Here is a 10,937-nt window from a genome sequence, read left to right as displayed (position 1 = left end):
CGCCTTGTCTCATTTTTATTTTAATCCACTATAATCCACTATAAATCGTCTTTTGAGATGGGGCAAAGCGGGCTTGAATCCGTAGGCAACGGTTTCAATATCAGAGGTCGTCTGAAAACAAGCGCAGCGGATTGCGTTCAAATATTTGCCCAATAAAAAAGCAGCCCGTTTCAGGCTGCTTTTTGCGTTATGGGATGTAGCGTATCAATCTTATACCACTTCAGCTTTGGTGATGACGACAGGTTCGGTCGGTACGTCGTCGTGGTAGCCGTGGCGTTTGGTGGCGACGCCTTCGATGGCATCGACCACATCAAAACCATCGACTACTTTGCCGAATACGGCGTAGCCCCAGTCTTGAACGACGGTTTTGCCGTACAGTTCTTTGGAACGGAAGTTCAGGAAGGCGTTGTCGGCGGTGTTGATGAAGAATTGCGCGCTGGCGGAATGCGGGTCGGAAGTGCGCGCCATGGCGACGGTGTATTTCTCGTTGGGCAGGCCGTTGGACGCTTCGTTTTGAATCGGCTCGCGTGTTTCTTTTTCGTTCATGTTCTCGTCCATACCTCCGCCTTGAATCATGAAGCCTTTGATGACGCGGTGGAAGATTACGCCGTCGTAGAAGCCGTCTTTGACGTATTGCTCGAAGTTTTTGGCGGTAACGGGGGCTTTGTCGAAATCGAGTTCGATTTTGATGTCGCCTTTGTTGGTGTGCAGGATAATCATGGGTTTCCTTTCGTTAAGAATCTTCCTAAAAATGGTGATGGGCGGAAAAACTTCAAGGTCGTCTGAAAAATATTCTTTCAGACGACCTTGTGGTTATGGTTTTACGGGTTTACATCAGGATGAAATAAGCCCACAGCGCAACCAATACGATACAGAGGACGTTCAGCAGCAAGCCGACGTTCATCATTTCGCGTTGCTTGATTAACCCCGTACCGAACACAATCGCGTTGGGTGGCGTGGCAACCGGCAGCATGAACGCGCAAGATGCGCCGATGCCGATAACGAATACCAAAACTTGTTCGGGCAGCCCCATTTGCGTGGCGATGCTGGCGAAAATGGGGACGAGCAGCGCGGCGGAGGCGGTGTTACTGGTGAACTCGGTCAGGAAGATGATGAAGGTGGCGACTACGAAAATCACCAGCAGCGGATGCGCGGCGGTGAAAGTGGTAGCCACCTGCTGACCCAAGGCTTCGGATGCGCCGGAAGATTGCAGCAGCGCGCTCAAGCTGATGCCGCCGCCGAAGAGCATCAACACACCCCAGTCGGTATTGCGGGCGACTTCTTTCCATTGCGCCACTCCGAATACGACGACGGCGACGGCGGCAATCAGGGCGATGACGGTATCGGGGTTGGAAATACCGAATGCTTCTTTGATTTTGGAGCTGAATACCCAAGCGACAGCAGCAGCGATGAAAATCAACAGTGCAATCACGCGGTGCAGCGTCCAAGGGATAGACTCGGCTTTGACTTCGACGCGTTCGTTCAGATTGGGCTTGAGGATGACGTACATGGAAAACAGCATCAAGGGCAGAATCAACAGCATCATCGGCAGGCCGAGCTTCATCCAGCCGACGAAGTCCAGATTCAGGGCTTTGGCGGCGATCATGTTCGGCGGCGAACCGACCACGGTACCCAAACCGCCGATACTGGCGCAGTAGGCGATACCGAGCAGGACGAAGACGTAGGTTTTACGTTCTTTTTCTTGGTCGAGGTGGCTCATCATACCCATTGCCAAAGGCAGCATCATGGCGGCGGTGGCGGTATTGCTGATCCACATGGACAGGAAGGCGGTAACGGCAAACAGCATCAATACGGCAACTTTCATATTGCCGCGCGACAGGCGCAAGAGGTTGACGGCGATTTTGCGGTCGAGACGCTGCATGTGCAGGGCGGTAGCAAGCGCGAAGCCGCCGAAGAAGATGTAAATCGTCGGATCGGCAAAGCCCGCCATCGCTTTTTTGATGTCCATATCGGGGAAGCCGAGCACGACGGCGAGAATCGGCACCATCAATGCGGTTACCGTGATGTGGACGGCTTCGGTGAACCAAAGCGCGGCAACGAAAATCAACAGCGCAATGCCTTTGTTGGCATCGGTGCTGTAGGGCAGGATGCTGTAAATGCCGAAACAGACGACGGCGGAAATGATGGTGGTCAGCAGGCCCTTAAAGTCGGTAATCGGCTTTTGCGCACTGAGCAGCTCGACATTCTCAGGATGCTGGGTTTTGTCCTTTGCATGTAAGTCCATGGAGTATTCCTCTGAAACATAACGTGAAATCGCTAAAACCGCTGAAGCATAGGCTCATCGCCCGACATTGCTTTTTTATTGATTTCACTGAATCGGTTTTTCTTGTTTCCCGCAGCGGGTTGTTCGCAGGCTTTGGATTTCAAGCAAACAAAGCCGTGCGGCATGGCAATGAGTATATTTGTAATCGGGTGTAGTGTAAATATAATGTTAACAATCGGGCGCGGTTTTTTACGAAAACGGATTGATGGGAAACTAAAAATATCTTTTTGTTGATTTTCAGACGACCTCCTTTGTAGTTAAAGCGTTAAGGTCGTCTGAAATGCCTAAAACATGCCGTTATCGTGATATGATGCCGCATCTTTAACGACGCCGTCACGTCAATGAAAAAAATATTCAAAATCCTCCTGAAAGCCCTGTTGGCGTTTATCATCGCCGCTATCCTTTACTTTGCCACCGCCTACATACTTGGTAAGATTCCGCAGGACAGCATTGAAGCCTCCGACGGCGACGTCACACTTTACCTGAACAGCAACGGCGTACACGCCGACATCGTCATGCCGCTTTCAGACGACCTTTTCGACTGGACCAGCATCATCAATCCTGCCGACAGCCCCGCAGGGCAAGGCGATGCGCCCATCCGCTATGTCGGCATAGGCTGGGGCGAGCGCAATTTCTATTTGAACACGCCGCAGTGGTCGGATTTGACCGCCTCTACGGCCGTACAGGCGTTAAGCGGAGTCAACAGCACGCTGATTCACGCCATCTACTACCGCGAGCCGCCGAGAGAAGGCGAAAATACCGTCAAATTCACCGTCAGCCGCGAACAATACCGCCGCCTGAGTGCCAACCTGATGCGCCATTTCAAGTTGAAAGCGGGCAAAGCCATCCCCGTCGCCGGAGCGCATTACAGCGCTGATGACGCATTCTATGAGGCAGAAGGACGCTACCATCTTTTCAATACGTGCAACAGCTGGCTCAACCGCCGCCTGACCGAAAGCGGCATCAACGGCGTTGTTTGGACACCGTTCCCCGATCCGCTGCTCGACAGCCACCGCACCAATACAGCAGAAAAACCATGAAAACCCTGACCATCCGCCATCTCACGCTCGGCAGCGGACAGCCGAAAATCGCCGTTCCCTTGATTGCCCGAGACGAAGCAGCCTTATCCGCCGCCCTGAAAAACCTCGAACACGCCTGTTTCGATATTATCGAGTTCAGAGCCGACTATTTCGCCCAAGCGGGCAACCCCGAATACCTACTTACCCAAGCCGCCGCCGTGCGCCGCGCCTTTCCCGAAACCCCGCTGCTGTTCACCTTCCGACGCGCAGAGGAAGGCGGCGAATACCCTTGCAGCAAAGCGTATTATTTCGAGTTGCTCGATAAAGCCACCGCTTCAGGCATCATCGACATCATCGACATCGAACTTTCCGCCGGCGAAGGCGAAGTCCTCCAAGCGATTGCCGCCGCCAAAGTGCACGACACCGCCGTCCTGATGAGCAACCACGATTTCCATCAAACGCCCGCTAAATCGGACATCACAGGTCGTCTGAAAAAAATGGAAGAGGCAGGCGCAGACATCTGCAAAATCGCCGTAATGCCCCAAAGCCCCGCCGATGTCCTGACGCTTTTGGACGCCACTTGGGAAGCCTGTCAAACCGCAAACCGCCCGATCGTTACCATCTCCATGGGCAAGCTTGGACTCGTTAGCCGCATCGCAGGCTCGACCTTCGGCTCCGCCATCACATTCGGCACGGCAGGAGCCGCCTCCGCCCCCGGCCAGCTCGATTCCGCCAACCTGAAAAACATCTTGGATGTTTTGGAAAACGGCAACACCGCCGGATAACAATAAATACAAAAAAACAAAAGGTCGTCTGAAACAGCGTTCAGACGACCTTTGTAGGATATTCCGCTATAATGGCGGCAATTTGAATAGAAAAGGAAAGTTATGAACCGTCTGTACCCCCACCCGATTATCGCCCGCGAGGGCTGGCCGTTTATCGGCGGCGGTTTGGTATTGAGTTTGTTGGTGTCTGCCTGCTGCGGCTGGTGGTCGCTGCCGTTTTGGATTTTCACCGTATTTGCCCTACAATTTTTCCGCGATCCCGCCCGCGAAATCCCACAAGACCCCGAAGCGATTTTAAGCCCCGTTGACGGACGCATCGTCGTCGTCGAGCGCGCGCGTGATCCTTACCGTGATACCGAAGCGTTGAAAATCAGCGTGTTCATGAACGTCTTCAATGTCCACTCGCAAAAATCGCCTGCCGACTGCACCGTGACTGCCGTCGAATACAATAAAGGCAAATTCCTCAATGCCGATTTGGACAAAGCCAGTACCGAAAACGAACGCAACGCCGTGCTGGCGACTACCGCGTCAGGTCGCGAAATCACCTTCGTCCAAGTCGCAGGCTTGGTTGCCCGCCGCATTTTGTGTTACACCAAAGCAGGCGAGAAACTGACCCGCGGCGAACGCTACGGCTTTATCCGCTTCGGTTCGCGCGTCGATATGTATCTGCCGGTTGACGCGCAGGCACAAGTTGCCATCGGCGACAAAGTCACCGGCGTGCGCACTGTTTTGGCGCGCCTGCCGCTCCAAGCTCCTGAAGTTGCCGCGCCGACTGAAACCGCAAGCGCCGCGCAAGCGGAAACGCCCGCTCCGGCGCAAGCTGCCGCCGAAGTAGCCCAATCCGAAATCGAAGCGGCTGCCGATAAAGTCCGCAATGCCGCAGAGCAGTCATTGAAAGACTGACGGCTGAAAGCTGAACAAGAGGTCGTCTGAAAACCTTTTTCAGACGACCTTGTTTTATCAGAAACGGTAAATACGGTATAATTTGAACCCAACACACATTACACCCGACGGATTGATTCCCCGTCGGTTTTCCCTTTTCAGACGACCTGTACCGAATATCAAAAATCCATCCATGACCGCAAAATCCTCTAAAACCGCATCAAAAACTAAAGCCAAAACAAACGCCAAACCGAGCACGCGCCGTCAAAGCCAAACGAAGGCGCAGACAGAGCCGAACAAGGTTTCCGAGCGTTTGAAGGCTGCCAAAGCGCTGCAAAAAAATGAAGAAAAAAAAGCGCGCCCCGAGTATGTCGTCAATCTGATTAACGACGCGCTGTGGCTCTTCGGGCTGATGGTGACGGTCTTTATCGCCATTTCTCTCGCCAGCTTCAAAATGACCGACCCCGCATGGTCGCGTAGCGTGCCGAAATCAGACGATATCGCCAATTTCGGCGGGCTGTTTGGCGCGTATGTTTCCGATGTCGGCTATTATCTTTTTGGTCTGTCGTTTTGGTGGTGGATCGTCGCTTCGTGCGTTTTCCTCTATAAAAATTTCCGCCCGCTGCAAAAGCGAGAAGACTACAAATCCTACAACCACGGCGTTGCCGCGCTGGCTTTGTTCCTGCTTTTGGTGTGCAGCCCGATTCTCGAATACTTCACCCTTCAAAATACCTTGGACGAAACCCTGCCTGTCGGTGCGGGCGGTTTGGTCGGCGCTTTGGCTGGTTCGGGCTTGACTTGGCTGTTGGGCAAATCCGGCAGCCTGCTGATTATGTGCGTCATGCTGCTGCTTTCCGTCTCTTTGCTGGCGCAAGTGTCTTGGCTGGAAGTCATGGCGAAAACAGGACGCAATACCGAAAGCCTGTTTTCAGGCATTTGGGGTCGTCTGAAAAAGGCGTTGGGCAGACGCAAGGATGACGGCTCGACCGCCGAAGCCTTGGAAACGGAAAACACCCGCCGCATGGTGAAAGAAGCCAAAAACATCACCGCTACGCCCGTTACACCGCTTGCAGGCAGCACCAGCAACCGCAAATCCGTCGCAGTCTCCGTCGCGCCGCCACCCAAAATTCAGGCTTCCTTGTTTGAAGACAACGAGCCGCAACAAACAGGCGAATACCACAAACCCAGCATGAACCTGCTGCGCCTGCCCAACGGTGAACCCGTCAGCATCAATCCTGCCGAATTGGAGCGCACTGCCGAGCTGATTGAATCCAAGCTGGCAGAATTCGGCATCGGCGTGCAAGTCGTGTCCGCCACTTCCGGCCCTGTGATTACGCGTTATGAAATCGAACCCGCGCAAGGCATAAAAGGCAGCCAAATCGTTGCCCTGTCTAAAGATTTGGCGCGTTCCATGTCGCTGCAATCCGTGCGTATCGTGGAAACCATCGCGGGCAAAAACACGATGGGTATCGAGTTGCCCAACGAAAAACGCCAAGACGTGATGTTGAGCGAAATCTTGTCTTCGCCCGTGTTTACCGAAGCCAAATCCAAGCTGACCGTCGCGTTGGGTAAAGACATCTCCGGTACGCCCGTCGTCGGCGATTTGGCAAAAATGCCGCACCTTTTGGTTGCCGGTATGACCGGTTCGGGCAAATCCGTCGGCGTGAACGGCATGATTATGTCCATGCTTTTCAAAGCCACGCCCGACGAAGTCCGCTTCATCATGATTGATCCGAAAATGCTCGAATTGAGCATTTACGACGGCATTCCGCACTTGCTCTGCCCGGTCGTTACCGATATGCGTGAAGCAGGGCAGGCGTTGAACTGGTGTGTTGCCGAAATGGAAAAACGCTACCGCCTGCTTTCCCACGCCGGCGTGCGCAACTTGGAAGGCTTCAACCAAAAAGTCGAAGCCGCCAAAGCATCGGGCAAACCCATGCCCAACCCGTTCAGCCTGAATCCGGACGACCCCGAGCCGCTGGAAAAACTGCCGATGATTGTGGTCGTTATCGACGAATTGGCAGACCTGATGATGACCGAACGCAAAGCCGTCGAGCAACAAATCGCCCGCCTCGCCCAAAAAGCGCGTGCTGCCGGTATCCATATGATTGTCGCGACCCAACGACCGAGCGTCGATGTCGTCACCGGCTTGATTAAAGCGAATATCCCAACACGTATGGCGTTTACCGTACAAAGCAAAATCGACAGCCGTACCATCCTCGACCAAATGGGCGCGGACGAACTGCTGAAATACGGCGACTCCCTGTTCCTGCAACCGGGCAGCGCCGAGCCGACCCGCCTGCAAGGCGCGTTTGTTTCAGACGACGAGGTGCATCAAGTCGTCAACTACGTCAAATCGCAAGCCCCCGCCGACTATGTCGAAGGTTTGCTCAGCGGTGAAGCCGCGCTGGAAACCACCAACATCGTCAATCCGAATGCAGGCAGCGACGAATTGTTCGACCAAGCCGTCGCCTACATTTTGGAAAGCAAAAAAACTTCCATCTCCTCCCTGCAACGCCAGTTGCGCATCGGCTACAACCGTGCCGCCAACCTGATGGAAGCGCTCGAAAACGCCGGTGTCGTTTCCCCCGCAGACATCAACGGCAGCCGCAGAATTCTGGCGCAAAAAGACCAGTTGTGATCTCAATAATTACCAAAGGTCGTCTGAAAACCGGTTATATCTGTTTTCAGACGACCTTTTTATGATGTCGGATCCAATACCTTATTTTATCGGGGCAAAATCGGCCCGCCTTTCGGCAATATAGTGGATTAAATTTAAATCAGGTTCAGCACCTTAGAGAATCGTTCTCTTTGAGCTAAGGCGAGGCAACGCCGTGCTGGTTTAAAGTTAATCCACTATATTATCCAGTCAATCAAACATTGTGATATACTAGCCAGCTAATTTTCCTGCCTTTTGCAAGCAACGGACGATAAAAGCCCCGATGGGTCGGACCGCTTTTGCAGTCATCATTGGCAAAAGGATTCCCATTTTTTATTTAACACAACAAATTAAGGTCTTACGATGAGCGTAACTGTTGAAACTTTAGAAAATCTGGAACGCAAAGTAGTGTTGTCTCTGCCTTGGTCCGAAATCAACGCAGAAACCGATAAAAAACTGAAACAAACCCAACGCCGTGCAAAAATCGACGGTTTCCGTCCGGGTAAAGCACCTTTAAAAATGATTGCCCAAATGTACGGTGCAAGCGCTCAAAATGATGTCATCAATGAAATGGTCCAACGCCGCTTCTACGATGTTGCCGTTGCCCAAGAATTGAAAGTTGCCGGCTATCCGCGTTTCGAAGGCGTTGAAGAACAAGACGATAAAGAATCCCTGAAAATCGCTGCGATTTTCGAAGTGTTCCCTGAAGTCGTTATCGGCGATTTGTCTGCACAAGAAGTCGAAAAAGTAACCGCTTCCGTCGGCGATGCCGAAGTGGACCAAACCGTAGAAATCCTGCGCAAACAACGCACCCGCTTCAACCATGTTGAACGCGAAGCCCAAAACGGCGACCGCGTCATCATCGACTTCGAAGGCAAAATCGACGGTGAACCTTTCGCTGGCGGCGCATCCAAAAACTACGCCTTCGTATTGGGCGCAGGTCAAATGTTGCCTGAATTTGAAGCCGGCGTAGTCGGCATGAAGGCAGGCGAAAGCAAAGACGTTACCGTCAACTTCCCTGAAGACTATCACGGTAAAGATGTTGCCGGTAAATCCGCTGTCTTCACCATCACATTGAACAACGTATCCGAACCCACCCTGCCCGAAGTTGATGCCGACTTCGCCAAAGCATTGGGTATCGCTGACGGCGACGTTGCCAAAATGCGCGAAGAAGTGAAGAAAAACGTAGGCCGCGAAGTTGAGCGCCGCGTAAACGAACAAACCAAAGAATCTGTAATGAACGCGCTGCTCAAAGCCGTAGAGCTGAAAGCGCCCGTTGCTTTGGTAAATGAAGAAGCCGCCCGTTTGGCAAACGAAATGAAACAAAACTTCGTCAATCAAGGCATGGCTGACGCTGCCAACTTGGATCTGCCTTTGGACATGTTCAAAGAGCAAGCTGAACGCCGCGTATCTTTGGGTCTGATTTTGGCCAAACTGGTTGAAGAAAACAAACTGGAGCCGACTGAAGAGCAAATTAAAGCCGTTGTTGCCAACTTCGCAGAAAGCTACGAAGATCCCCAAGAAGTGATCGACTGGTACTACGCAGAGCCTTCCCGCCTGCAAGGTCCGACTTCTTTGGCAGTAGAAAGCAACGTTGTTGATTTCGTTTTGGGCAAAGCCAAAGTAACCGAAAAAGCTTTGTCTTTTGACGAAGTGATGGGCGCACAAGCCTAATCATCTTCAAAAGGTCGTCTGAAACAGGCAACTTGAAAGCACCAAAGCGCCCCTTTGGTGCTTTCGCAACATTGACAGGAGACAAAAATGTCCTTCGATTTCAATAATTACCTCGTTCCTACCGTTATCGAACAAAGCGGCCGCGGCGAGCGTGCATTTGATATTTACTCGCGCCTTTTGAAAGAGCGCATCGTATTTTTGGTCGGTCCGGTAACCGACGAGTCCGCCAATTTGGTGGTTGCCCAGCTGTTGTTTTTGGAAAGTGAAAATCCGGACAAAGATATTTTCTTCTACATCAATTCCCCCGGCGGCTCGGTAACGGCAGGCATGTCGATTTACGACACCATGAATTTCATCAAGCCCAACGTCTCCACCTTGTGCTTGGGACAAGCGGCAAGCATGGGCGCATTCCTGCTCTCGGCAGGCGAAAAAGGCAAACGTTTCGCCCTGCCCAACAGCCGTATCATGATTCACCAACCTTTAATCAGCGGCGGTTTGGGCGGTCAGGCATCCGACATTGAAATCCATGCACGCGAGCTGTTGAAAATCAAAGAGAAACTCAACCGCCTGATGGCGAAACACTGCGGCCGCGACTTGGCAGATTTGGAACGCGACACCGACCGCGACAACTTCATGTCTGCCGAAGAAGCCAAAGAATACGGTTTGATTGACCAAGTTTTGGAAAATCGCGCTTCTTTGCAGGCTTAAATGTTTGATTTCGGCGATTTGAACACACGCTGACAGAAGACGCGCTGATTATTCCGCTATTTCGCCTGTACAACGGAGCGGCTGTTTTTGATGAGGCTGTTTGGGTAAGGAAAGAGCGGTTTTGTTGAAGTGTCGCTGACGGCGGTGTTTGAATGGAGTTGACGAAAAGGTCGTCTGAAAACTTGAAAAACAGGTTTTCAGACGACCTTTTTGATTTGCCGTATTGGAATTGAGATTACGTTAACGACGTTGGTTCGTTTTTGTCTTGTGCCGATAGATGAAGAATCCCGCTGTATGCCTTATTCCGTAAAGAAAGTATGCGCGCCGAGATAATGTTTAGCGTAATACGGGCTGGAGAGTTTTTCGGTTTTGATGGTTTTGCCGCTGCTTGGGGCGTGGATAAATTCGCCGTTGCCGATGTAGAGGCCGACGTGGGAATATTGGGATAAACCGCCGGTGTTGAAAAAGACGAGGTCGCCGGCTTTTAATTGGTTATCGGGGATTTTGCGGCTGGCTGCCGCCATGTCGCGGGCGGTTCGCGGGAGGCTGACACCGAGGGCGTTTTTATAGACGAATTGAATCATGCCGCTGCAATCGAAGCCGGTGGCAATGCTGCTGCCGCCCCATCTGTAAGGCGTGCCGACTAGCCCCATGCTGTGCAGCATAAGTTCTTGCGAGCCTTGAGTGCGGTCGATGTTGCTGATGCGGACGGGTTGGACTGTTCGGGCGGTGATGTGGGTTTTGGTCTTCGGGTGATGTTTGCCGGAAAAAAGGCCGCAGGAGGCGAGGGGCAGGATGATGGCGGCGGTCAGGGCGGTGCGGATAATCGGTTTCATGGGATTCCTTTTTAGGGACGTTTCAGACGATGTTTGACAAGAGGTCGTCTGAAAAAGGCTTTTCTATAGTGGATTAACTTTAAACCGGTA

The 10,937-nt window shown here is 52.4% G+C and carries 9 protein-coding genes; 6 read left to right on the top strand and 3 right to left on the bottom strand.

Going from position 1 to position 10,937, the window contains the following annotated elements; genetic code table 11:
* Window positions 1-210 precede the first annotated feature (210 nt).
* Together HMPREF3050_RS04485 and HMPREF3050_RS04480 are read right to left on the bottom strand one after the other, a co-directional pair.
* Complete coding sequence (locus HMPREF3050_RS04485) at window positions 211-720, bottom strand: peptidylprolyl isomerase (protein WP_070773692.1); 510 nt, start codon at window positions 718-720, stop codon at window positions 211-213.
* A 109-nt stretch (window positions 721-829) separates the two neighbouring features.
* On the bottom strand, window positions 830-2,245 hold the full coding sequence (locus tag HMPREF3050_RS04480) for an SLC13 family permease (RefSeq protein WP_003762569.1): 1,416 nt from the start codon (window positions 2,243-2,245) through the stop codon (window positions 830-832).
* 380 nt (window positions 2,246-2,625) lie between these two features.
* Between HMPREF3050_RS04480 and HMPREF3050_RS04475 the strand changes: the two genes are divergently transcribed.
* From HMPREF3050_RS04475 to clpP, 6 genes are all read left to right on the top strand, one after another.
* On the top strand, window positions 2,626-3,324 hold the full coding sequence (locus HMPREF3050_RS04475; protein ID WP_070773690.1) for a TIGR02117 family protein: 699 nt from the start codon (window positions 2,626-2,628) through the stop codon (window positions 3,322-3,324).
* A complete protein-coding gene (gene aroD / locus HMPREF3050_RS04470; RefSeq protein ID WP_070773688.1) occupies window positions 3,321-4,088 on the top strand; it encodes a type I 3-dehydroquinate dehydratase in 768 nt (255 codons plus the stop codon). Before HMPREF3050_RS04475 ends, aroD begins: the two co-directional genes overlap by 4 nt.
* Window positions 4,089-4,190: 102 nt before the next feature.
* A complete protein-coding gene (locus HMPREF3050_RS04465; protein WP_070773686.1) occupies window positions 4,191-4,991 on the top strand; it encodes a phosphatidylserine decarboxylase in 801 nt (266 codons plus the stop codon).
* 172 nt (window positions 4,992-5,163) lie between these two features.
* Window positions 5,164-7,611 (top strand): DNA translocase FtsK, encoded by a 2,448-nt coding sequence (locus HMPREF3050_RS04460; protein WP_070773683.1) that lies wholly within the window; start codon window positions 5,164-5,166, stop codon window positions 7,609-7,611.
* A gap of 381 nt (window positions 7,612-7,992) precedes the next feature.
* On the top strand, window positions 7,993-9,303 hold the full coding sequence (tig, locus tag HMPREF3050_RS04455; RefSeq protein WP_003762579.1) for a trigger factor: 1,311 nt from the start codon (window positions 7,993-7,995) through the stop codon (window positions 9,301-9,303).
* 87 nt (window positions 9,304-9,390) lie between these two features.
* The gene (clpP, locus tag HMPREF3050_RS04450; RefSeq protein WP_003760163.1) at window positions 9,391-10,011 is read left to right on the top strand and encodes an ATP-dependent Clp endopeptidase proteolytic subunit ClpP; all 621 of its coding nucleotides are present in this window, start codon (window positions 9,391-9,393) and stop codon (window positions 10,009-10,011) included.
* A gap of 299 nt (window positions 10,012-10,310) precedes the next feature.
* Here the strand turns inward: clpP and HMPREF3050_RS04445 are convergent, their stop codons facing one another.
* Window positions 10,311-10,847 carry a C40 family peptidase gene (locus HMPREF3050_RS04445; protein WP_070773681.1) on the bottom strand — a complete coding sequence of 179 codons (537 nt, stop codon included), beginning with the start codon at window positions 10,845-10,847 and terminating at the stop codon, window positions 10,311-10,313.
* Between the last annotated feature and the right edge of the window lie 90 nt (window positions 10,848-10,937).

Origin of the sequence: Neisseria sp. HMSC065D04, from assembly GCF_001815675.1 — a bacterium.
GTDB lineage: Bacteria > Pseudomonadota > Gammaproteobacteria > Burkholderiales > Neisseriaceae > Neisseria.
The sequence above is the reverse complement of the archived record's forward strand: the minus strand, read 5'-3'. Positions and strand labels throughout refer to the sequence as shown.